The following is a 23,984-nucleotide window of genomic DNA, read 5'->3' as shown; positions in this document are numbered from 1 at the left end:
TGGTGATGGAGCTTTTGTGGCGAGGGAGCTTGCTGTGGCGAGGGAGCTTGCTCCCGCTGGAGTGCGTAGCGCTCCCATTTTCTTGGGGCTGCTGCGCAACCCAGCGGGAGCAAGCTCCCTCGCCACAAAAGCTCACTCTCCACAGCAAGCTCCCTTGCCACAGCAAGCTCACCCTCCACAGCAAGCTCCCTCTCCACACCGCCAGCGGTGATGCTCAGCTCCGGGCAAATGCCACCGCCGCCTGAAACTGTTCATCCGTCGGCCGCACGCCGGTGTAAAGCACAAACTGCTCCAACGCCTGGATGGCGATCACTTCCAAACCGGTGATCACTCGTTTGCCCTGGGCCCGTCCACGCAGGATCAGTGGGGTTTCCGAGGGAATCGCCACCACATCGAAGACCGTCTCGGCCGCATCAACCGCGTCAGCTTCAAACGCCAACTGATCCGCTTCCGCCCCTCCGGTCATGCCAATCGGCGTCACGTTGACCAGCATCTGCGGGCGCAAGGCACCCAACTGCGCCTGCCACTCATACCCCAGGCTCTGGGCCAGCGCCCGGCCCGCTTCTTCATTGCGCGCCACGATCACGCCCTTCGCGTAGCCGCCATCGCGCAAGGCACTGGCCACCGCCTTGGCCATGCCGCCGCTGCCGCGCAGGGCGAAGGTCGAGTCCTTGGGCACCTGGTGCTTGTGCAGCAGTTGCTCGATGGCAATGTAATCGGTGTTGTAGGCCTTCAAATGCCCGTCGGTGTTGACGATGGTATTGATTGACGCAATGGCCCGCGCCGAATCGTCCAGCTCATCCACCAGGGCAATACAGGCTTCCTTGAACGGCATCGACACGCCACAACCCCGAATACCCAAGGCCCGAATGCCACCGACGGCGCCCTGCAGGTCCTGGCTACTGAAGGCCTTGTAGTAGAAATTCAACCCCAACTGCTCGTACAGGTGGTTATGAAAGCGCAGGCCAAAGTTCCCGGGGCGCGCCGACAGTGACATGCACAGTTGGGTGTCCTTGTTGGGGTTCATCTGCATCGGTAACTCCTTGAAGCCATTCCAGAGGCGGTTTCGGATAGACGGAATACCCGCGCCGGCGGGTTCTCATGGATCATACGCACTGTGCCCGGCCACTTGTGTAAGCCAACCGATACAGACCTTACACAACCTTTACCTATCGGCTGTGCTGTTTTTTAGAAATACGCTGTCTTAAAAGTATCCCCGCGACAATCCTTGAGTCGATTGATTGCAGACCATGAGCGCAGGGGCTAACCGAGGAATGACCATGATTCGTAAACTCCCCAAGATCGCCTTGCTGATCGGCGCACTCGCTATGGCAGGACAGGCCTCCGCCCACGGTGGTGGTTGGGGTGCTCCGCTCGCACTGGGAGCCGTTGTTGGTGCAGTGGTAGGCGGCTCGATCGTCGCCAGTCAATCGCGGCCGGTCTACGTGCAACAACCGGTGTATGTCCAGCCGCAGCCGGTGTATGCCGCTCCGCCGCCGGTCTACTACGCACCGCCACCGCCTGTGTATGTGCAACAACAGGTTTATTACCGCCCGGCGCCGGTCTACTACGGCCCACCGCGCGGCTACTACGGCCCTCCACATGGCTATTACGGTCGCGGCTGGTAAGCCTCAACTGATACACCTGAACAGGCTCCGCCCTAAAAGCGGGGCCTTTTTTTGGCCTGCAGGTCTGAATAAATCTCGCCAAGGTCGTTATAAGGACAATGGCTGTGGCCAAATCCCACATCATTGATCTCAATAGGCGCTTGCCCGAACGGGGCCTGCGCTGTCATGTTTGTGTCTCAAAAGGCTTCCACTATCAACACTGTCCGACCAATAACAACAAGGACGATTGCCCATGCCCACGCAAAACCCACATCGCACCGCCGGCCTCTGCACCTCGAGCAAGGTCTATAGCGTACTGACGGAGCTCAAGGCCCTGGAAGGCCATCGCAACGCCAAGTTCCTGTCCTTGCTGACGGAAAACCTGGTGCGCAAGGGCCTGCTCAGTGAACAGGAAGTGGTGCATATGCTCGACCAGGTGGTCGACTGACTGAGGGTCGCTCGATAACAGTGATGTCGACTATCGAGCAGGTTGATTTTCCCTGAAGGCCCACGCACCGTAATGTCACCTCCATAGCGTATCGGAGGTCATCATGCCCACTATTCAAATCATGTCTGTCATCGGCAGTGCCGTTCCCGCCTCTCTGCGGGAGCTTGGCTTGCTCGCCTGCTGGTACCTGGTACGCGATGGCGAAGCCATCAGCGGCCCACTCACTTCACTACCGGCCGCCCAGGCCCTGTCGGTCAAAATGGCGCATTGCTTTCATGCCTAAGGCAGTTGCACCCGCGGTTTGGTTTCCACAAACAGCGCCCAGCTGGACATGAACAACGCAGCAATCAGTGGCCCGATGACAAAGCCGTTCAAGCCAAAGATCGACAGGCCGCCCAAGGTTGAGATAAGGATCAGGTAATCCGGCATGCGGGTGTCCTTGCCCACCAGGATGGGCCTTAGCACATTGTCCACCAGCCCGATCACAAATACCCCGAACAACCCGAGCACCACGCCCTGCCAGATCGACCCGCTCAGCAGGAAGTACGCCGCCACCGGCCCCCACACGATCCCCGCGCCCACCGCCGGCAGCAGCGACAGAAACGCCATCAACACCGCCCAGAGCAACGCGCTGGGAATGTCCAGGAACCAGAAGATCAAGCCACCCAACGCGCCTTGCGTGACTGCTACCAGCACGTTGCCTTTCACCGTGGCACGCACCACCCGGTTGAACTTCAATTGCAGGCGACGCTTCTGCGGTTCGGCCAGCGGCACCGCCGTGCGCACCTTGCGTACCAGCTCGGGGCCATCGCGCAGCAGGAAGTACAGCAAGTACAGCATGATGAAAAAGCTCACCAGGAAGTCAAAGGTGCCCTGGCCGAAGCTGAACGCCTGGGTCGCAAAAAACTGGCTGCCCTGCATCGCACTCTTGACGATCTTCTCCCGCAGGCCTTCCAGGTTGCCCATGCCGAAGCGGTCCAGCAGGTGCTGGAAATACGGTGGCAGGAAGTTCTTGAACTGCTCGATATACCCGGCAACGTCGAGCTTGCCGCTCTCGACGTTCTTGTAAAGCGTCGCGCCCTCCTGCACCAGCAAGGCACTGGTGATGATCACCGGCAGAATCGCGATTATCAGGCACACCGTCAGGGTTGCCAGGGATGTGAGATTGCGGTTCCAGCCAAAACGTTGCTGGAAGCGCCGTTGCATCGGCGCAAAGATGATCCCCAGGATCACCGCCCAGAACACCGCGCCGTAGAACGGCAGCAAAATCCAGATAAACGCGATGGTCACCAGGGCGAGCAGTAACAGCAGGGTTTTGAATTGCAGGTTGGTCTGATTCATGGCCGATCCATCTCAAAAAACGCAGGACACTCATGTGCACCCTGATGCTTAGTCCGCTGCAAATCCTGCGAGTGCCCTACTTCTTAGATCTGGATCAATAAACGTCGCGACGGGCACCGCTACCCTGCCGCCCTTTTGCGACCTGAACCCATGCCCCCCGTTATCGCTCCCGAACTGCTCGCCCCCGCCGGCACCCTGAAAAACATGCGTTATGCCTTTGCCTACGGCGCCGATGCCGTCTACGCCGGGCAACCGCGCTACAGCTTGCGGGTGCGCAATAACGAGTTCGACCACGCCAACCTCGCCCTCGGAATCCAGGAAGCCCAGGCCCAGGGCAAGCGCTTCTACGTGGTGGTGAATATCGCGCCCCACAACGCCAAGCTGAAAACTTTCCTCAAGGACCTCGCCCCGGTGATCGCCATGGGCCCGGATGCGCTGATCATGTCCGACCCTGGCCTGATCATGCTGGTGCGCCGACACTTCCCACACATGCCGATCCACCTGTCGGTACAGGCCAATACGGTGAACTGGGCCAGCGTCGAGTTCTGGCAGGCCCAAGGCATCTGCCGGATCATCCTGTCCCGGGAGCTGTCGCTGGAAGAGATCGAGGAAATCCGTCAGCAAGTCCCCGCCATGGAGCTGGAAGTATTTGTGCACGGCGCGCTGTGCATGGCCTATTCCGGGCGCTGCCTGCTGTCGGGCTACATGAACAAACGCGATGCCAACCAAGGCACCTGCACCAACGCCTGCCGCTGGAAATACCAGGCGACGCCGGCGGTGGAAAACGCCGCCGGCGACATCGTGCAGCACTATGCGCCCGAGCCGACCCTGGGCCTCGGTGCGCCCACCGACCAGGTGTTCCTGCTGCAGGAGGCCAATCGCCCCGACGAACAGATGCCCGCCTTCGAAGATGAACACGGCACCTACATCATGAACGCCAAGGACCTGCGGGCGGTGCAGCACGTCGAGCGGCTGACGCGCATGGGCGTGCACTCGTTGAAGATCGAAGGCCGCACCAAATCCCACTTTTACTGCGCCCGCACCACCCAGGTATATCGCCAGGCGATTGATGACGCGGTGGCCGGGCGCGACTTTGACCGGGGCTTGATGACCAACCTCGAATCCCTGGCCCAGCGCGGCTACACCGAAGGTTTCCTGCGCCGACACGTGCACGATGAATACCAGAACTACCAGAACGGCAGCTCGGTGTCTGAACGTCAGCAGTTCGTCGGCGAGCTCACCGGTGAACGGCGCGGCGAACTGGCCGAGGTCAAGGTGAAGAACCGCTTTGCCGTGGGTAATCACCTGGAACTGATGACCCCGGCGGGGAATTTCCACTTTGACCTGGCCACGCTGCACAACGCCAAGGGCGAGGCTATCGAAGTGGCGCCGGGCGACGGCCATACGGTGTATCTGCCGATCCCGGCGGAGACGGATCTGCGCTTCGGCCTTTTGATGCGCGACGTTTAACTTCGCCAGACACCTCAATGAGTGTGAGACCGCTTTCTGTGGTGAGGGAGATTGCTTTGGTGAAGGAGATTGCTGTGGCGAGGGAGCTTGCTCCCGCTGGGGCGCGAAGCGGCCCTTATCCGGCTGATGCGGTTTTCCAGGAAGAAGCGCATTTGCCTGTTTTGGGGCTGCTTCGCAGCCCAGCGGGAGCAAGCTCCCTCGCCACAGCAAGCTCCTTTCACCAGCAATCTCCTTCACCACAGCAAGCTCCCTCGCCACAAAAAGCAGGGCGTACGCGCACTAGGTTCATTTGCAAAGTAGAATTGGCGGTTCTGCGTACCGCCACCTTGTCTTGAGCGGTCACCCTCTTTTTTACGGAGATCGCCTTGCGTCTGTTTCATACCTCCGACTGGCACCTTGGGCAAAACCTGCACGGCCAGGAACGCGACTTCGAACACGCCTGCTTCCTCGACTGGCTGCTGGGCCAGTTGGGCCTGCATCGCCCTGACGTGCTGTTGATCGCCGGCGATATTTTCGACACGGTCAACCCGCCACTCAAGGCCCAGGAGCGGCTGTACGACTTCATCATCAGCGCCCATGAGCAAAACCCTGCACTGACCATCGTGATGATCGCCGGCAACCACGACTCCGGCTCGCGCATCGAACTGCCGGCGCCGTTGATGCGCCGCCTGCGCACCCACGCCCTGGGCCGGGTGCTGTGGCTGGATGACGGACAACTGGATGTCGAACGCCTGCTGATTCCATTGCCCGGTGCCGACGGTGAAATTGCCGGCTGGTGCCTGGCATTGCCGTTCCTGCGCCCGGCCGAAGTGACCGGCGCCCAACTGGGGGACGATTACCTGCGGGGCATCGGCCAGGTTCACGAGTGGCTGATTGCTGCCGCCAATGCCAAGCGCCAGCCGGGCCAGGCACTGGTTGCCATCAGCCATGCGCACATGGCCGGCGGCTCGGTGTCGGAAGACTCCGAGCGCAGCCTGATCATCGGCAATGCCGAAGCGCTGCCGGCGAGCCTGTTCGATGCCAGCGTCAGCTATGTGGCCCTCGGCCATTTGCATAAACCCCAGCGGGTGAATGGCGAGGAGCGGATTCGCTACTGCGGCTCACCGATTCCGCTGTCATTCTCGGAAATCGGCTACCAGCACCAGATCCTCGACGTGCAACTGGACGGCGAAATCCTGGTCAGCGTCGAATCCCGCCTGATCCCGCGCTCGGTCAACCTGCAACGCCTGGAAGCCGCGCCCCTGGCCGACATCCTCAAGCAACTGGCCGACCTGCCCGACATCGACCTGCTGGCCGAAACCCAGCGCCAACCGTGGCTGGAAGTGCGGGTGCGCCTCGACGAACCGCAACCCGACCTGCGCCAGCAGGTGGAAAACGCCCTGCAAGGCAAGGCCGTGCGCCTGGTGCGCATCGCCGCTGAATACGCAGGCAACGGAGGCCGTGAAGACAGCCAGGAAGACCGCCTGATCGAACTCGACCAGCTCACGCCCCAGGAATTGTTCAGCCGCGCCTGGCAGGAAAGCTACGGCAGTGAAGTGGACGAACAGACCCTGAAGGACTTCGCCGTGCTGCTCCAGGAAGTGCAACAGGAGGGCGAACAGCCATGAAGATCCTCGCCATTCGCCTGAAAAACCTCGCCTCTTTGGCGGGTCCGTTTGAAATCGACTTTACCGCCGAGCCCCTGGCCAGCGCCGGGCTGTTCGCGATTACCGGGCCCACCGGCGCCGGCAAAAGTACCTTGCTCGATGCGCTGTGCCTGGCGCTGTTTGGCGCCGTGCCGCGCCTGGGCGATACCGGCCAGGCAAAAATGCCGGATGCCGACACCGATATTTCCATCGGTGACCCACGCACCCTGATTCGCCGGGGCACTGGCGGCGGTTATGCCGAAGTGGATTTTGTCGGCGTCAGTGGCCGTCGCTACCGCGCCCGCTGGGAAGCCAACCGCGCCCGGGACAAGGCCAGCGGCAAGCTGCAAGCCAGCCGGCAAAGCCTGATCGACCTGGACAGCGAGCAGCTGCTGGCCAGCCAGAAAACCGAATACAAGACCCAGCTGGAATTGGCCCTGGGCCTGAACTTCGAGCAGTTCACCCGCGCCGTGTTGCTGGCGCAAAGTGAGTTCAGTGCGTTCCTCAAGGCCAACGACAACGAGCGCAGCGAACTGCTGGAAAAGCTCACCGACACCGCGCTCTACACCCAACTCGGCCGCCGCGCGTTCGATAAGGCCAAGGACGCCCGGGACGCCCACAAACACCTGCAGGACCAGGCCACCGGCGTCACCCCGCTGGCCCCCGAGGCCCGCGCCGAACTCGACGCACAACTGGCCGCCGCACAGCAACTGCTCAAGACCCAGCAGGCGCAATTCAAGCAACTCGAGTTGCAGCACACCTGGCTGAAGGAACTGCGGGAGTGGCAGGAGCGCCAACAAAGTGCGGTCGAGCAACTGCAACAGGCCCAGCAACACTGGGCAAGCCAGGGCCCGCAGCGCCTGGACCTCAGCCGCCTGGAACAACTGGCGCCGCAACGTCACCACTTCGCCCGCCAGGCCGAACTGACCACGCAGCTGCAGCCCCTTGCCGCGCAGATCCAGCAGCACCTTGAGCAACAAACCGCGCTGCACACCCGCCAGACCCAACTGCAACAGCAACAGGCCGACGTGCAAGCCGCCCTCGCCCAGGCCCTCAAGCAGCAAGCCGACGCTGTGCCCTTGCTGCGCCAGGCCTTCGAGGAGCAAACCACCCTCGCCCACTTGACCCGCGAACTGGCCAAACGCAGCGAAGAGAAACAGCTGGGTGAAGCTGCCTGCGTGGAAGGCCAGGCGACGTTGAGCGGCTTGCTCGACAAGCAGAAAGTTGTCGCCGAGCGCCTGCACAGGCTGGCCGCAGAGCTTGAACGCAGCGCCGCCCTCGCGCCGTTGAGTGAGGCCTGGAGCGCCTACCGCGACCGCTTGCAACAGCTGATGCTGATCGGCAATCGCCTCAATAAAGGCCAGGCCGAACTGCCACAACTGGAAGAGCGCGCCACCCGTCTCGGTGAAAAATGGACCGAGCAACGCGAAGCCCTTGACCTGCTGTACCACGAAGCCGGCGCCGAACCCCATGCAGTGGCCGAACAAATCCAGTTGCTCGGCAGCCTGCTCCAGGACAACCGCAAGCAACATCGCGCGTTTGAGGACCTGGCGCGGCTGTGGAACAGCCATCAGCAACTCGACAGCCAGAGCCAGGCCCTGACGCAAAAGCAGACCCTCGCCCAGCAACAACGCGAACTGTTGAACCAGAGCGGCTTGCAGGCCAAGGCCGAGTTGGCCGTCGCCGAACAGACCCTGACCGTCACCAAGCAACTGCTGGAGCGCCAGCGCCTGGCCCGCAGTGCCAGCGTCGAAGAGTTGCGCGGCCAGCTGCAGGATGAGCAGCCGTGCCCGGTGTGCGGCAGTGTCGAGCACCCGTATCACCAGCCCGAAGCCATGCTGCAAAGCCTGACCCGCCACGACGAAAGCGAAGAAGCCAACGCGCAGCAAGCCGTGGATGTGCTCAAGGAAAAACTCACTGACCTGCGTGGCGAAGTGGGCGGCCTGATCGCCCAGCAAAAGGAATTCCTGCAACAACAGGAGCAACTCGCCAGCCAGTTGCAGGCCTTGCTGCCAAGCCTTGAAGCCCATCCGCTGTCGGCCTCGCTGTTCAACCAGGACGCGGCCAAGCGCGACGCCTGGCTCGCCCAGCAACTGAGCCAGCTCAGCCAGAGCCTCACCCAGGACGAGCAACGCCAGGGCGCCCTGCTCAACCTGCAACAGAACGCCGGGCGTTTGCAGCAACAACTGCAAGCCGCCCAGGACGCCAGCCAACAGGCGCGCCAGTTACTGATCGACCAGCAACGGGAACTGTCCAACGACCGCGAACGCCTGGACGAAGAACTCAACGCCTTCGCCAGCCTGCTCCCCACCGAGACCCTCGAAGGCCTGCGCAGCGAGCCGGCGGCGACCTTCATGTTGCTCGACCAGCAGGTCAGCCAGCGCCTGGAACAGCTCGACAACCAAAAGGAAGAATTGGCCGAGCAGCTACAGCGCCAGCAAGCCATCGAGAAAGAGCAGGACCGCCAGCAACATCGCCAGCAGCAGCTGGAGACTTTGCACAAACAGCTCGCCGAACAGAGCGCCCTGCAACACGCGGCCGAGGAAAAACTCGCCGGCCTGCTGGGCGAAAGCCCCAGCGCCGAGCACTGGCAACAGCAATTGGACCTGGCCGTCGACCAGGCGCGGCAACATGAGGCCGAGGCCAACCAACAGTTGCAGGACACCCGCAACCAGTTGATCCAACTGGCCGCCGACCTCAAATCGCTGCAAGAACGCCAACAGTCCCTGGAAACCGAACACGCGGCCCTCACTACGCGCCTGAGCGACTGGCGCGCGTTGCACCCGGAACTCGATGACGAAGGCCTGGCGCGCCTGATGGCCTTCGATGAGCCGCAGGTGGCCGAGCTACGCCAGCAACTGCAACACAGCGAAAAAGCCATCGAGCAGGCCAAGGTGTTGCTGCAAGAGCGCGAACAGCGGCTCAAGGATCACCAGGCGCTGCACAACGGCAACCTCGACGCCGAGCAACTGGACAGCGCCCTGGCCGAACTCAATGCCGCGCTGATCATTGGCGAAAAACACTGCGCCGAACTGCGCGCCCGCCAGGCCGACGACCAGCGCCGCCAGGATGCCAACCAGGCCTTGGCGGCCGAGATCGCCAAGGCCTACGAAGAATGGCAACGCTGGGCACGCCTGAATGCGCTGATCGGCTCGGCCACCGGCGATACCTTCCGCAAGATCGCCCAGGCCTACAACCTCGACCTGCTGGTGCACCACGCCAACGTCCAACTGCGCCAACTGGTGCGCCGCTACCGCCTCAAGCGCGGCGGGAGCATGCTCGGCCTGCTGGTACTCGACACGGAGATGGGCGACGAACTGCGTTCGGTGCACTCGTTGTCCGGCGGCGAGACGTTCCTGGTGTCGCTGGCGCTGGCCTTGGGCCTGGCGTCGATGGCGTCGAGCACGTTGAAGATCGAGTCGCTGTTTATCGACGAAGGCTTCGGCAGTCTCGACCCCGAGTCGCTGCAACTGGCGATGGACGCCCTCGACGGCTTGCAGGCCCAGGGCCGCAAGGTGGCGGTGATTTCCCATGTGCAGGAAATGCACGAGCGGATTCCGGTGCAGATTCAGGTCAAGCGCCAGGGCAATGGCTTGAGCACCCTGGAGGTCAAGTGAGCAAGGCCGTGTTGTATTCGTTCCGCCGTTGCCCCTATGCGATGCGGGCGCGGATGGCCCTGCGGTATTCAGGGGTGGCGGTGCAGATCATCGAGGTCAGCCTCAAGGCCAAGCCGGCTGAGATGCTGGCGTTGTCACCCAAAGGCACGGTGCCGGTGCTGAGCGTGGATGGCCGGGTGATCGATGAAAGCCTGGCGATCATGCGCTGGGCACTGGCAAAGAACGATCCTGAGGGTTGGTTGCTTGGGGATGATCGGGCGACGCAGGCGCTGATTGAAGAGAATGATCAGGGCTTCAAACATCAATTGAATCGATACAAGTATGCCGAGCGCTATCCGGAGCAGCCGATGGAGCATTATCGGGCCGAGGGTGAGGTGTTTTTGATGAGGCTGGAGGGGTTGCTGGCGGAGCGGGAGTATTTGCTGGCCGGGCATTTGAGCCTGGCGGATGTGGCACTTGCACCGTTTGTGCGGCAGTTTGCCCATGTGGATCGGGAGTGGTTTGGCCGGGCGCCGTATCCGCGGTTGCGAGCTTGGTTGCAGCGGTTTCTGGAATCGCCGTTGTTCATCGCCGTGATGGCAAAAACCTGAGACTGTCGCAGGACAAAATGTGGGAGCGGGCTTGCTCGCGAAGGCGGTGTATCAGTCAGCCCATGTATAGACTGACCCGGCGCTTTCGCGAGCAAGCCCGCTCCCACATTTGATCTTCATCAACTTCAAGATCAGTTCTGGATTTTGTGGTCCAGCGCTGCATAGAAGTTGGCGCTTTGTTGCAGGTATTTCTGGGTGTAGGCGCTGGTGCTGGTTTTTTTGCTGCTGATTTCAACACTGGCGCTGGCTGGCAACGCTACGGTGGCGGAAACAGCGGAAGCGGCGATGATCGAGAAAAGATTGAAGTTCATGTCGGTAACCCTTGTGTTCGGTTGGCTTGGTGGCCTGTGTTGGCCTTGGAACCAAACTTACGCCCGAGGGGTTAGCCTTAGAAATTCATTGAAACACTAGCCGCTATTAATAGTATTAATACAACAAGTCAGGCCCCGCACTGCGGGGCCTGTGGCTTATTGCCGCACCAGGAACTTGAGGTCGCTGGGGGCATCAATCGCCAGTTTCTGCACGGTTTTGCCCAAAAGACCGGTCTTGGGATCGCGCTCGACGACCACAATCTCGTTGCTCTTCTGGTTGGCGATCAGCAGGAACTTGCCGCTGGGGTCCAGGGCGAACTCCCGGGGATGGTCACCTTCCACCGATCGGCGCTGGATCTCTTTGAGCTGCGCAGTGGCCGGGTCGATGGCAAACACCAACATCTGGTTGGCGGTGCCACGGTTGCTCACGTAGAGGAACTTGCCGTCGCTTGAGGTGTGCAGTGCAGCACCGGCCTTGTCGGACACCGGCTGGCCATCCGCGAAGTTGACCAGTTGCTTCTGGGTCAGCTTGCCATCGTTGTAGTCGAACACCGCCACTTGCGCGCTCATCTCGGTGGTCAGCCACGCGTGCTTGCCGTCTGCGGTGAACAGCAGGTGCCGCGGGCCGCTGCCCGGTGGCAATTGCACAAACGCAGGGTCGGCCGGGGTCAGCGGCAGTTCATGGTTGGCCTTGGGGTCGTAGTGGTAGGCAAAGATCTTGTCCGCCCCCAGGTCCTGGACAAACACGTATTTGCCGTCCGGCGAAGACACTACCGAATGCACGTGGTTGGACGCCTGACGCTCCGGGTTGACCCGGCTGGCCGGGTGCCCGCTCAACTGCACCGGCGGCGACAGCTTGCCCTGGGCATCTACCGGCAACACCGCGAGGCTTCCTCCCGGATCTTCCAGCACCGAATAGTTGGCCACGAACAGATAGCGCCCATCACTGGCCAGGCTGGAATGGGTCGGCTCGTTGCCCAGGCTCTGCACCTGGTTGATCAGGGTCAGTTGATGGTTCTTCGGGTCGATGCTGTAGCTGCTGACGCGCCCCACCGGGTCTTTTTGGCCCGGGCCGTTTTCGTTGACCACAAACAGGTGCTTCTGGTCCTTGGACAGGGTCAGCCACGACGGGTTGGCCGCCTTGGCGGCGAGCACCGGCTGGCCGTTGAACTGCCCGGTACGGCTGTCGAACTGCAAGCGGTAGATACCTTCACTGGTGCCGGCGGTGTAGCTGCCCACCAGCAACTCATAGGTGTCCACCGGCGCAGCCTGGACCGACATTGCGCCTACGCTGCCGGCCATCAGCAGGGGCCAGAATTTACGCATCATCATCCGCTTCATCCTCGTCATTATTGTTGCCGGTGACGCCGCTCATGCAGACCAGGCGGTGTTCGCCCGAGTCACCGGTAAGGGTCCAGCTTTGCAGGGTTTGATCAAAGGTCGCCGCCTTGACTTGCTCCAGGGTGAAACTCCAGCGCTTCTCGGCGCGACCGTCCATGCAGATGATCGATAACGTCTGGTCATCCAGGCTGAAATCGAAGCTGTGCAGGCCATCGATTTCGACCATCTGGCAGTCTTCAAAAGCGTCGGGCAAGGTAGCGGTGTCGGCAGTCATAACCATCAATCATCAAGAGGAAAGACCTCATGATAGGTCAAATCGTTGCATCGGCCTAAGCCCGCGCAATGCAAAACGCCGTGGCACAGGCCACGGCGTTTTGGCAAACAGCGTTGGATCAGTGGGCGAACAGCGAATTGCCTTTCTGCCCCGCCAGCTTCTCGGGCTTGATCAGGAAGCGTGCCAGCGCCGGCAGCAGCCACAGCGCGCCGAACATGTTCCACAGCAGCATGAAGGTCAGCATCAGACCCATGTCGGCCTGGAACTTGATGGCCGAGAAGATCCAGGTGCATACGCCGATTGCCAGGCACAGGCCGGTGAACAGCACGGCTTTACCGGTGGACTTGAGCGTCTGGTAATAGGCTTCCTGCAACGGCAGGCCGGCCCGCAGGAAACTCTCCAGGCGGCTGTAGATGTAGATGCCGTAGTCCACGCCGATCCCCACCCCCAGCGCCACCACCGGCAAGGTCGCGACCTTGACACCGATGCCCATGAACGCCATCAGCGCGTTGCCCAGCACCGAGGTCAGCACCAGCGGCAGCACGATGCACAGGGTCGCCGCCCACGAGCGGAAGGTGATCATGCACATGGTGGCCACGCACAGGTACACCAGGATCAGGATGGTCAGCTCGGACTCCTTGATCACCTCGTTGGTGGCGGCTTCGATCCCGGCGTTACCGGCGGCGAGGATGAATTCCAGGCCGTCCTTGTTGTTCTCCTTGGCGAAGTCCTGCACCGCATGCACCGCGCGGTCGAGGGTTTCGGCCTTGTGGTCGTTGAGGAACACCAGCACCGGCGCCAGGGAGCAATTGTTGTTATACAGGCCATCGGCACGGGCAATGGAGTTGTTCAGCACGTCCGGGTTGCGCGACAGGGTTTCCCATTTCAGGTTGCCCTCGTTCATGCCCTTGATCATCTGCTTGGACACGGTCACCAGCGAGATGGCCGACTGCACGCCCTCGGTGTTCTGCATCTTCCACATCAACTGGTCGATGGGCGCCATGGCTTCATACCGCGAGCAGCCTTCGGGCGGGGTCTTGACCATCACCACCAGCACGTCGGAGCTGGTGGAGTAGTTGTTGATGATGAAGTTGTTGTCCTTGTTGTAGCGCGAGTCCGGGCGCAGCTCCGGTGCACCCTGGTCGAGGTCACCGATCTTCAGGTTCTGGCTGTACCAGAGGCCGCCACCGAAGGCGATCAGCGCCAGGGCTATCGACACCGGCGCGACCTTGGGGCTGGCGAACTTCGACAGCAGGCGCCAGAACGGGTGTTCGCGGTGCGCATCCTTCTTGCTCTTGGCGATGGCGCGTTTGCTGATGCCGACATAGGAGATCGCCACCGGCAGCAGGATCAGGTTGGTGAACACGATGACCGCCACACCCACCGAAGCACCGATTGCCAGCTCGCGGATCACGCCGATGTCGATGATCAGCAGGGTGATAAAACCGACCGCATCGGCGAGGATCGCGATCATGCCGGGCAGGAACAGCTGGCGGAAGGTACGCCGGGCCGCGGTCAGGGCGTTGTCGGCATCACTGGATTGCAGGGCGATGCCGTTGATCTTCTGTACGCCGTGGGAAATACCGATGGCGAAGATCAGGAACGGCACGAGCATCGAGTAGGGATCCAGCCCGAAACCCAGGGCATGCATCAGCCCGAGCTGCCAGATCACCGCCACCAGCGTGGTGCTCAACACCGCGACGGTACTGCGCAGGCAGTTGGTAAACCACAGCAGCAGCACCAGGGTGATGACGAAGGCGATACCGAAGAACATCACCACCATCACCAGGCCGTCGATCAGGTCGCCGACCTTCTTGGCAAAACCGACAATGTGGATCTTGACGTTGGGGTTCTGCGCTTCGAACTTGTCGCGGATCTTGTCTTCGAGCTCATGGGAGAACTTGCGGTAGTCCAGGGCCAGCAGCTTGCCCTGGTCCTGTGGGTCCGGATAGGACTCCAGCAGCGGAATGTCGACGATGCTCGACTTGAAGTCGTTGGCCACCAACCGCCCGACCTGCCCGGACTTCAGCACGTTGTTGCGCAACTGGTCGAGGCTTTCCGGCGAGCCGTTGTAGCTCTGCGGGATCACTTCACCGCCGGCAAAGCCTTCTTCGGTAACTTCGGTCCAGCGCACGCTGGGGCTCCACAGGGACTTGAGGCCGGAGCGGTCGACGCCGGAGATGTAGAACACCTCGTCGTTGATCTGGCGCAGGGTCTCCATGTACTCCTTCGTGAAGATGTCACCGTCCTTGGCTTCCACCGAGATGCGCACCGTGTTGCCCAGGTTCGCCAGGTCGTTGCGGTGCTCCATCATCCTCTCGATGAAGGGGTGCTGGAGGGGGATCATTTTTTCGAAGCTGGTGGACGGGCGAATCAACGTCGCCTGCCAGAACAGGAAAATACTCACCAGCAGGCAGATCGTGATGACTGCCGGGCGGTTATTGAAAATCAGGCGCTCGAGAAACGTGGCCTTGTCGTTGTGATGACTGCTCATTGTGTCCCCGCCTTCTTATTGTTTTGTCGGCTCGGCGCCGGTTGGACTGGCCACGCGAACGCCGCCCTGCCCCGCCAGAATCAAGTTGCCGTTGCCCGCCGCGGTGACCGCCGACAGCGAAATGCGGTCCGGGCGATTGAATACGCTGAAGGTCAGGCCGTCGTCGTGGCTGACCACCACGCTGCCACCGTTGCCCACTACCACGATGGAACCGTCGTCCAGCAGGGTCGCCCCCGACAAACCGAATTCCAGCGCGCCACGAGTGGCGTTCAGCTCCACCGGCTCCCAGGTGCTGCCAAAATCCGTGGAGCGGAACAGGTTGCCACGCAGGCCGTAGGCCAACAGCGTCTGCGCCTGGGCGGTGCCGATCACGCCGAACAGCGAGCCCTCGTAGGGGCCTTCGAGTTTTTCCCAGGTCTGCCCCTCGTCATGGGAGCGGAACATGCTGCCCTGCTCACCGACGATAAACAGCCCGGCATCTTTCACCTGGGCGATGGCGTTGAGGTGGTATTGGTCTTCGTTGTCGAGGCGGTCGCTGACGTCGTCCCAGGTCTTGCCCCCGTCGGTGGTTTCGATCAGCGCACCGTAGGCACCCACGGCAAAGCCGTTGCTGGCGTCCTTGAACCAGACGTCGAGCAGCGGTGCTTCGCGCTTGAGGTCCTGGAATTGTTGGGTCCAGGTAACGCCGCCGTCGGTGGTGGCGAGGATCTGTGCGTCATGGCCCACCGCCCAGCCGTGTTGGTCGTCGGCGAAAAATACGGCGGTCAGCAGTTGCCGGGTGGGGACTTTGGCTTGAGTCCAGGTGACACCCTGGTCGTCGGAATAGAGGATGTGCCCGCGATCACCGACCGCGACCAGGCGCTTGCCTGCGTGGACCACGTCGATCATCAGGCTTTTGGCGGCCTTGGGGGAGTCAATGGCGAACACCGCGGCGGCGGTGGTTTCTGTGGCGGCATGGGCCGGTGTCGACAACGCGACAACCCCCAGCAACGAGAGCGCTGTGGCCAGCAATGCGACCCTGCGCGTGGCCTTCGGGCGGAAAAACACCACACCCATGACAGGCTCACTCATAGACCTTTCTCCCATTTTATTATTGTTAGGTCGTCTTGCCGTGGGGAGCCCTGAAACCTGCAATCTAGAGCGCCTTGGGCAAGCTGGGCCATCCTAGCGGGCTTTGGAATCGTCTGACAATCGGCGCTACGTTATGTTTTGTTAACTGGAGGGGTTTGGGTCGGTGCTGAATGTAGTGCTATCAGCGGCGGTGATCCGTGGAGGGGGGCTGTTGGGGTGAGGGGGCTTGCTTCCGCTGGAGTGCGCAGGGCTCCTACGCTTTTTGGGGCCGCTGCGCAGCCCAGCGGGAGCAAGCTCCCTCGCCACGGGGGAGGTGTGGGCTTTGAGAATGAATTTTTATTCTATGTGTTGAGTTTTGGGAATATTTATTCCATAAATAGGCTTCTCAATACAATAATTCGAAGGAACCCGGCTATGCGCGAACTCGGAATCGGCCTGATTGGTACAGGCTTTATGGGGCGTGCCCACGCCTTGGCGTTCAATAACGCGCGGGCGGTGTTCGAGCTGCCGGTGAAGCTCACGCTGGCCGCCCTGGCCGATGCCGATACCGAGCGCGCAATACGCTGCGCCAATGACTGGGGGTTTGCCCAGGCCCATGGCGACTGGCAGCAGTTGATTGACGATCCCAAGGTGGATGTTGTCGCCATCACTACTCCCAACCATTTGCACTACCCCATGGCCATGGCTGCACTGGCGGCAGGCAAGGCGGTGTATTGCGAGAAGCCGCTGGCGGTGAGCCTGGAGCAGGCGGCCGCGATGCGTGATGCGGCGAGCAAGGCCGGGGTGGTGACGCGGGTGGGTTACAACTATCAGCACAACCCGATGATTGGTTTGGCCCGGCAGTTGATCGCCCGCGGTGAGTTGGGGGAGATCATCAGTTTTCAGGGGGAGTTCAGCGAGGATTTCATGGCGGATTCGGCGTCGCCGTGGTCGTGGCGCTGTGAGGTGGGACATGCCGGCGGTGCGTTGGCGGATCTGGGCAGCCATTTACTGTCCATGGCGCGCTATTTGGTGGGGGATGTGGTGAGTGTGTGTGCCGATACGCAAACGGTGCACGGGCAGCGGCCTGCCACCGCCGGGAGTGAGACGCTGCGGGAGATTGCGGTGGATGACCAGGTGCATGCGTTGTTGCGGTTTGCCAATGGGGCAAGGGGGACGGTGAGCAGTAGCTGGCTGAAGCATGGGTATAAGAATCACCTGAGCTTTGAGATCAGTGGCACGCGGGGCACGTTGTTTTTTGATCAGGAACGGTTGAATGAATTGCAGCTGTTTCGGGTTGGGCAGGAGGGGTTTCAGCGGGTGTTGGCGGGGCCTTCGTTGCCAGGGTATGCGGCGTTCAGTCCGGCGCCGGGGCATCAGTTGGGGTACAACGAGTTGAAGACGCTGGAGGTGCATGAGTTGGTGATGGCGTTGGCCGGCAAGGGCAGTGACGGGACGGATTTTGCGGCGGCTTGGGAGGTTGAGCGGTTGGCGGCGGCGATTCGGGTGGCGGCCAAGGAGGAGCGGTGGGTCAGGCTGAATGAGGTCTAAATGTGGGAGCGGGCTTGCTCGCGAACGCGGTGGGTCAGCCACGGCATCTGGCGACTGACACACCGCTTTCGCGAGCAAGCCCGCTCCCACATTTGATTGTCGTTAGCTTTTGGATTTGCGCATTAGCCTATATGCCGCCGGGATGACGAAGAGGGAGAGCAAGGGCGCTGTGAGCATGCCGCCAATCATGGGCGCGGCAATCCGGCTCATGACTTCGCTGCCGGTGCCGCCGCCTAAAAGGATCGGCAGCAAGCCGGCGATGATTACGGCCACGGTCATCGCCTTGGGCCGCACGCGTAATACGGCACCTTCGGTGATGGCTTCCAGCAGGGCCTGGTCCCCTCCTCCCTGGCGTTCGGCCCAGGCGTTTTTCAAATACAGCAGCATGATCACGCCGAACTCCGCCGACACCCCCGCCAACGCGATAAATCCAACACCAGTCGCCACCGACAGGTTGAAGCCCAGCCAGTACAGCAACCACACCCCACCCGTCAGCGCGAACGGCAACGTGGCGAGGATCAGCAGCGCCTCATCCACCCGCCGGAACGTCAGGTACAGCAGCACGAAGATGATCAGCAAGGTCGCCGGCACCACCAGTTTCAGGCGCGCATTGGCCCGCTCCAGGAACTCGAACTGCCCCGAGTAGCTGAGGCTCATGCCCGGTTGCAGTTGCACGTTCTGGTTGATCGCCTCGCGCAAGTCCTTCACCACCGACGCCAGGTCGCGATCACGCACGTCAATGTACACCCAGCCGGAAGGCCGGGCGTTTTCGCTCTTGAGCATCGGCGGGCCTTCGCTGACCTTGATCCTGGCCACGGTGCCCAGGGTGATCTGGCTGCCCGACGGGGTATAGATCGGCAGGTTGCTCAACGCGCTCACCGAGTCGCGCCATTCTTTCGGGTAGCGCAGGTTGATGGGAAACCGCGCCAAGCCTTCGACGGTCTCGCCGATGTTTTCCCCGCCAATCGCCCCGGAGACAATGGACTGCACATCGGTGATGCTCAGGCCATAACGCGCGGCGGCCGGGCGGTCGATATCCACGTCGATGTAGCGCCCGCCCGTCAGGCGTTCCGCCAGCGCCGAGCTGACGCCGGGCACCGTCTTGGCGACCTTTTCCACGGCCTGGGTCACGGCGTCGATGTCCATCAGGCTGGAACCCGCGACCTTCACGCCGATCGGGCTTTTGACCCCGGTGGCGAGCATGTCGATGCGGTTGCGGATCGGCGGAATCCAGATGTTGGTCAGCCCCGGCACCTGCACCACCCGGTCGAGTTCCTTCACCAGTTTTTCCGGGGTCATGCCCGGCCGCCATTGGTCTCGCGGCTTGAACTCGATGGTGGTTTCGAACATTTCCAGCGGCGCCGGGTCGGTGGCCGTTTCTGCGCGGCCGGCCTTGCCGAACACGTGCGCGACTTCCGGCACGCTCTTGATCAAGCGGTCGGTACGTTGCAGCAATGCGCCGGCAGTTTGCGTCGACAAACCAGGCAACGCCGACGGCATATACAACAGGTCACCCTCATCCAGCGGCGGCAGGAATTCACCGCCCAGGTGCGACACCGGCCATAGCGCACTGGCGACCATCAGCAGCGCGACCAGCATGGTCATGCGCGGCCAGCGCAATACCGCGTCGAGGGCCGGTTGGTAGAGTTTGATCAGGCCGCGATTCAGCGGGTTGCGTTGCTCATCGGGAATACGCCCGCGAATCCAGTAGCCCATCAGCACCGGGATCAGGGTCACCGACAACCCCGCCGCAGCGGCCATGGCATAGGTCTTGGTGTAGGCCAGCGGCCCGAACAAGCGGCCTTCCTGGGCTTGCAGGGTGAACACCGGGATAAACGACAAGGTGATGATCAGCAGGCAGAAAAACAACGCCGGCCCCACCTCCACTGCCGCATCGGTGATGACCTTCCAATGCGCCTCCCCCTTCAATTCCTGGTTCGGATACGCGTGGTGCCAGGCTTCGATTTTCTTGTGGGCATTCTCGATCATCACCACCGCGCCATCGACCATCGCGCCGATGGCAATCGCAATCCCGCCCAGGGACATGATGTTCGCGTTGATGCCCTGGAAGCGCATGACGATAAAGGCAATCAACACCCCCACCGGCAACGAAATGATCGCCACCAGCGAGGAGCGCAGGTGCCACAGGAAGATCCCGCACACCAGCGCCACCACCAGGAACTCTTCGAGCAGCTTGTGGCTGAGGTTGTCCACGGCGCGATCGATGAGTTTGCTGCGATCGTAGGTGGTGACGATTTCCACCCCGGGCGGCAGGCTGGTTTGCAGTTGCTCCAGCTTGGTCTTGACCGCCGCGATGGCCTCGCGGGCGTTCTTGCCGCTGCGCAGGATCACCACGCCGCCCACCGCCTCGCCTTCGCCATCCAGTTCACTGATGCCCCGGCGCATGTCCGGGCCCAGCTGGATCGTCGCTACATCCCCAAGGGTCACCGGCACGTTGTGGGTGTCGAGCCGCAGGGGAATGCCGCGAAAGTCCTCCAGGGTTTTCAGGTAGCCGGACGCACGCACCATGTATTCCGACTCACCCATGTTCAGCACCGAACCGCCGGTTTCCTGGTTGGCCTTGCCGATGGCTTCCACCACCTGGGCCTGGGTGATGCCGCGACTGGCCAGGGCCAGCGGGTCGATCTGCACCTGGTACTGCTTGACCTGGCCGCCGATGGTCGCCACTTCGGCGACATTGGGCAGGGTCTTGAGCTCGAACTTGAGGAACCAGTCCTGCAACGAGCGCAGTTGCGCCAGGTCGTGTTTGCCGGTGCGGTCCACCAGCGCGTACTGGTAGATCCAGCCGACACCGGTGGCATCCGGGCCCAGCGCCGGCTTGGCCGACGCCGGCAAACGCGCCTGCAACTGGCTCAGGTATTCCAGCACCCGCGAGCGCGCCCAATACAGGTCGGTGCCCTCGTCGAACAGCACGTAGACGTAGCTGTCGCCGAAGAACGAAAAGCCACGCACGGTCTTCGCCCCCGGCACCGAGAGCATGGTGGTGGTCATCGGGTAAGTGACCTGGTTCTCGACAATCTGCGGGGCCTGGCCCGGGTACGGCGTGCGGATGATCACCTGCACATCCGACAGGTCCGGCAAGGCGTCCACCGGGGTGTTCTGGATCGACCACAAACCCCAGGCCGTCACGAATAAAGTCGCCAACAACACCAAAAAGCGGTTGGCCACCGACCAGCGAATCAACAGGGCGATCATGGCCGGGCTCCCGGTTGCATGCTCATGCCGTCCATGGCCCCCTCATCTGAAAAACCGCCGGACGATTGAGTGGTAATTCCCTTCAAACTTGCTTCGGAGTCCAGCAGAAATTGACCGGAGGCCACCACCTGCTGGCCTTCCTGCAGGCCGGCGAGGATGACGGTGTTGTCCTGGTTTTCTGCACCCACCTGGACTTCTACCGGGCGATATCGCCCGCCCTCCTCGGCCACCATCACCAGCACGCGTTTGCCGGTGCGAATCAACGCCTCGCTCGGCAGCAACAGCACCGATTGGCCGCTGGATTGGGCCAGGCGCACCTGGGCGGTCATACCGGGGCGCAACATACCGTCAGGGTTGGGCAGTTCGACCCGAACCTGCACGGTGCGGCTGTCCATGGCGGTTGCCGGCAGAATCGCGGCGACGGTGCCTTTGACGACTTGTCCCGGCAACCCGACAAAACGGCTCTCGACCGTTTGCCCAACGGCCAGCGCGGCGCCCTGGGCTTCAGGCACGGCGACCTGCAGCCACACGGTGCCCAGGCCATTGACCCGCGCCAGGGTTTGGCCCGCCGCGACAGTCATGCCTTCGCGTACGTCGAGGGTTTGCAACGCGCCGCCCAGCGGGGTGGTGATGGTCATCACCGATTGCACCCGGCCGCTGCGCTCCATCTGCGTGATCAGCCCGGCGGGCATGCCACTCAGGCGCAGGCGCTGGCGGGCGGCGGCCAACAGGCCGGGATCGCTGTGGCGCAGGGCAAGAAACTCTTCCTGCGCGGCAGCCCATTCCGGCACCAGAATGTCCGCCAGGGGCGCCTGAGCCTTGAGCACATCCCCCGGCGCACGGGCGTAAACCCGCTCGACAAATCCGGCAGCGCGCGCCTGCACCACCGCCACATCGCGGTCGTTGAAGGCGAGGATTCCCGACAGCTCAAGACTCAACGCCAGCACCCCACGGCTGACGCTCGCCAGGCGCACGCCGATGTTCTGGGTCAGGCTGGGGTCGATCTGAATCGCCGCACTCTCCTCGGCGCCACCGGCGTAGCGCGGCACCAGTTGCATGTCCATGAAGGGCGACTTGCCCGGCTTGTCGAATTTTTGCTGCGGGTACATCGGGTCGTACCAGTACAGCGCCTTTTTCTCGTCCGGCGCCCGCATCGTCCCGACCATGGCCGGCTGTGCCTCGCGTGTCTGCGCCAGCCAATAGCCGCCACCCAGACCCAGCAGCAGGACGCAGCCCAACAGGGCCATATTCACGATTCGGTTATTCATTGGCGGGTTCCCCGTAAGCAAAATACAGCTGGGCGCCGGTCAGGGCGCGCTGCTCAATGGCATCAATCTGTTTGAAGCGCGCCTCGACCCACTCGCGGCGGGCGCTGACCACGCTCATCAGGTCGCCCTTGCCCGCGCGATACCCCGCCAGGCTCAGCGACAATTTCTCCTCGGCCAGCGGCACCAGGCTGTCCTGGCTGCGCTGCACGGCGCGGTCCAGGCGCTGGTAGTTGGCCAGGTCGTCTTCGAGTTCCTGGGTATGTTCACGGGTCTTGGCTTCGCGTTCGGCGTCCAGTTGGTCGAGTTCGGCCTGCTTGGCGGCGATACCGGGGTTTTGTCGGCGACCGGGGAAGATCGGCAAATCGAAGGTGAATTGCAGGCTGACCATGTCGCCGTACTCACGGCCTCGGTGCTGGTAGTCCACTTCCCAACTCCAGTCCGAGGTCTTTTGCGCCTTGGCCTCGTTCAGCCGGGCTTCGGCCTCGCGGGTGCGCGGTGCAAAGGCTTGCAGAACCGGGTGCTGGTGCAGGTTGTGGGTGAAGCCGGTGGTGTCGATTTTCCAGTTCGGCAATTGCCCGCTGGGGGCTTCGCTGGCGGCCGGGCCGATCCAGCGCTTGAGGGCCGCCCGGGCCTGGGCGCGTTGCTGGATCAGCTCATCCTCGCGCTCGGCCAGGTCAGCCGCTTCCTGCTTCGGGATCACGACGTCGGAAGGCTGCCCGCGACCGCCGGCCAGTTGCGCACGCACGGTGTCTTGCAGCAGGCGATTCTGCTGATAGAAGTCCTTGAACAGTGCCTCTTTGCGCTCCACCGCATAGGCGCGAATCCACGCCTGGGCGGTGGCCTGACGCACATTCAAGCGCTCGATCCGGCCTTCGGCGGCAGCCGTGTCCACGCTGGCCGACGCCAACTCAACCCGTGCCTTGCGCTTGTCGCGGCTGGGCACTTGTTGCTGGATGCCGATCATTTGCTCGGTCATGTCATCGCCATACAACGTGCCGCGATTGGGCCCGCCAACGGGGAAATTTTGCAGGCCTACTACCAGTTTCGGGTCCGGCAGTTCGCCGGCCGGAATCGCCGCCTGGGTCGCGGCCTGCAATTTGGAGGATTCAGCCGTCAGCGACGGCGCGTTGTTTTGCGCCAGGCGCAAGGCCTCATCCAGGGTCAGCGCAGACGCCAGCGTCGGCCACGCCAGCACGCCCATCACCAGGGCACGCACGCATAGGAAATTCATCTTGAAGTGTCCTGTTCTGTTGCGCTGCGCACCGCTTTACGCGGCCCACAGCAAGGCCGTCCCGGTTCAGGGACGAGTCTTCAGGTGCAACAGGATTCAGCGACGGGGCGGGCGCCAGACGCCGGACGGCGTGCGGTCGGGAATGAAGTCGGAAGAGACGCTGACGACCAGCGCATTGGAGGCAGTTACCGGGGCCTTGAGCACCGGCATCGACAATTGCAGCATGCCGCCGGTCTTGCACTCCTGGCCGGGCTTGCAGCTTTTGCCGTGGTCAGCGGCTGCGCCGTCCTGGCAACAGTCAGGGGCCATGTCGCTCATCATCTGCATGTCGGACATCTGCATCGGGCACGGCTCGGTGCTCGACGGCACACCCGCCATCCCGGTCAGGGGAAGCGCAAGACTCAACAGCAGGACCAGGAAAAAACGCAGATAGCGGCTCATGGGACGGGAGCTTAGCCAAAAGGCGGTTAAGCAACAATTAACAAAATCCGGAGATTTCGCCTTCGCCCGGAATGCAGCAACGACACAAAACAAAATGTGGGAGCGGGCT

The 23,984-nt window shown here is 62.2% G+C and carries 19 protein-coding genes; 8 read left to right on the top strand and 11 right to left on the bottom strand.

Translation table 11 applies throughout. The annotated features are described in order from the left end of the window. Positions 1–214 precede the first annotated feature (214 nt). Positions 215–1,033: a shikimate 5-dehydrogenase gene (locus HX839_RS14105; RefSeq protein WP_177067205.1), complete on the bottom strand. Its 819-nt coding sequence runs from the start codon at positions 1,031–1,033 to the stop codon at positions 215–217. 241 nt (positions 1,034–1,274) lie between these two features. Here HX839_RS14105 and HX839_RS14100 point away from each other — a divergent pair, with 241 nt between their 5' ends. From HX839_RS14100 to HX839_RS14090, 3 genes are all read left to right on the top strand, one after another. Next, complete coding sequence (locus tag HX839_RS14100) at positions 1,275–1,628, top strand: hypothetical protein (RefSeq protein WP_008435927.1); 354 nt, start codon at positions 1,275–1,277, stop codon at positions 1,626–1,628. A 232-nt stretch (positions 1,629–1,860) separates the two neighbouring features. Then, positions 1,861–2,055: a hypothetical protein gene (locus HX839_RS14095; protein ID WP_003211226.1), complete on the top strand. Its 195-nt coding sequence runs from the start codon at positions 1,861–1,863 to the stop codon at positions 2,053–2,055. A 103-nt stretch (positions 2,056–2,158) separates the two neighbouring features. Then, entirely contained in the window at positions 2,159–2,338 is a 180-nt protein-coding gene (locus HX839_RS14090; RefSeq protein WP_003211225.1) for a hypothetical protein, read from the top strand. Here HX839_RS14090 and HX839_RS14085 read toward each other — a convergent pair. After that, a complete protein-coding gene (locus HX839_RS14085) occupies positions 2,335–3,396 on the bottom strand; it encodes an AI-2E family transporter (protein WP_003211223.1) in 1,062 nt (353 codons plus the stop codon). The two genes, HX839_RS14090 and HX839_RS14085, sit on opposite strands and share 4 nt — an antisense overlap. A 150-nt stretch (positions 3,397–3,546) precedes the next feature. On the opposite strand from HX839_RS14085, the gene yegQ reads away from it, so the two are divergent. From yegQ to HX839_RS14065, 4 genes are all read left to right on the top strand, one after another. After that, positions 3,547–4,866 (top strand): tRNA 5-hydroxyuridine modification protein YegQ, encoded by a 1,320-nt coding sequence (gene yegQ, locus HX839_RS14080; protein ID WP_177067204.1) that lies wholly within the window; start codon positions 3,547–3,549, stop codon positions 4,864–4,866. A 365-nt stretch (positions 4,867–5,231) separates the two neighbouring features. Next, entirely contained in the window at positions 5,232–6,473 is a 1,242-nt protein-coding gene (locus tag HX839_RS14075) for an exonuclease SbcCD subunit D C-terminal domain-containing protein (RefSeq protein ID WP_177040023.1), read from the top strand. Beyond that, the gene (locus tag HX839_RS14070; RefSeq protein WP_177067203.1) at positions 6,470–10,108 is read left to right on the top strand and encodes an AAA family ATPase; all 3,639 of its coding nucleotides are present in this window, start codon (positions 6,470–6,472) and stop codon (positions 10,106–10,108) included. Before HX839_RS14075 ends, HX839_RS14070 begins: the two co-directional genes overlap by 4 nt. Beyond that, positions 10,105–10,698 carry a glutathione S-transferase gene (locus tag HX839_RS14065; protein ID WP_177067202.1) on the top strand — a complete coding sequence of 198 codons (594 nt, stop codon included), beginning with the start codon at positions 10,105–10,107 and terminating at the stop codon, positions 10,696–10,698. The genes HX839_RS14070 and HX839_RS14065 overlap by 4 nt, the downstream gene beginning before the upstream one ends. A gap of 131 nt (positions 10,699–10,829) precedes the next feature. Here the strand turns inward: HX839_RS14065 and HX839_RS14060 are convergent, their stop codons facing one another. The 5 genes from HX839_RS14060 to HX839_RS14040 form a co-directional block, all read right to left on the bottom strand. Next, positions 10,830–11,009, bottom strand: coding sequence for a hypothetical protein (locus HX839_RS14060; protein ID WP_003211212.1), 180 nt, complete (start codon positions 11,007–11,009; stop codon positions 10,830–10,832). 156 nt (positions 11,010–11,165) lie between these two features. After that, entirely contained in the window at positions 11,166–12,341 is a 1,176-nt protein-coding gene (locus HX839_RS14055) for a lactonase family protein (protein ID WP_003211210.1), read from the bottom strand. Then, complete coding sequence (locus HX839_RS14050) at positions 12,328–12,624, bottom strand: DUF5629 family protein (RefSeq protein WP_177055131.1); 297 nt, start codon at positions 12,622–12,624, stop codon at positions 12,328–12,330. The genes HX839_RS14055 and HX839_RS14050 overlap by 14 nt, the downstream gene beginning before the upstream one ends. Positions 12,625–12,742: 118 nt before the next feature. After that, entirely contained in the window at positions 12,743–15,118 is a 2,376-nt protein-coding gene (locus HX839_RS14045; protein ID WP_003211205.1) for an RND family transporter, read from the bottom strand. Positions 15,119–15,133: 15 nt separating this feature from the next. Then, positions 15,134–16,174, bottom strand: coding sequence for a YCF48-related protein (locus HX839_RS14040; protein ID WP_008435949.1), 1,041 nt, complete (start codon positions 16,172–16,174; stop codon positions 15,134–15,136). 429 nt (positions 16,175–16,603) lie between these two features. Here HX839_RS14040 and HX839_RS14035 point away from each other — a divergent pair, with 429 nt between their 5' ends. Beyond that, on the top strand, positions 16,604–17,719 hold the full coding sequence (locus HX839_RS14035) for a Gfo/Idh/MocA family protein (protein WP_177067201.1): 1,116 nt from the start codon (positions 16,604–16,606) through the stop codon (positions 17,717–17,719). A 102-nt stretch (positions 17,720–17,821) separates the two neighbouring features. Here HX839_RS14035 and HX839_RS14030 read toward each other — a convergent pair whose 3' ends face one another. The 4 genes from HX839_RS14030 to HX839_RS14015 form a co-directional block, all read right to left on the bottom strand. After that, positions 17,822–20,935 (bottom strand): efflux RND transporter permease subunit, encoded by a 3,114-nt coding sequence (locus HX839_RS14030; RefSeq protein ID WP_177067200.1) that lies wholly within the window; start codon positions 20,933–20,935, stop codon positions 17,822–17,824. Beyond that, positions 20,932–22,203, bottom strand: a complete 1,272-nt coding sequence (locus HX839_RS14025) for an efflux RND transporter periplasmic adaptor subunit (RefSeq protein ID WP_177067199.1) — start codon at positions 22,201–22,203, stop codon at positions 20,932–20,934. Before HX839_RS14025 ends, HX839_RS14030 begins: the two co-directional genes overlap by 4 nt. Beyond that, on the bottom strand, positions 22,196–23,434 hold the full coding sequence (locus HX839_RS14020; RefSeq protein WP_102606345.1) for a TolC family protein: 1,239 nt from the start codon (positions 23,432–23,434) through the stop codon (positions 22,196–22,198). Before HX839_RS14020 ends, HX839_RS14025 begins: the two co-directional genes overlap by 8 nt. A gap of 96 nt (positions 23,435–23,530) precedes the next feature. Then, positions 23,531–23,875, bottom strand: coding sequence for a hypothetical protein (locus HX839_RS14015; RefSeq protein ID WP_177009771.1), 345 nt, complete (start codon positions 23,873–23,875; stop codon positions 23,531–23,533). Between the last annotated feature and the right edge of the window lie 109 nt (positions 23,876–23,984).

This window comes from Pseudomonas sp. I8001 (assembly GCF_013385345.1).
GTDB lineage: Bacteria > Pseudomonadota > Gammaproteobacteria > Pseudomonadales > Pseudomonadaceae > Aquipseudomonas.
Note: the sequence above shows the minus strand (reverse complement) of the source record. Positions and strands in the feature narration are given on the sequence as shown.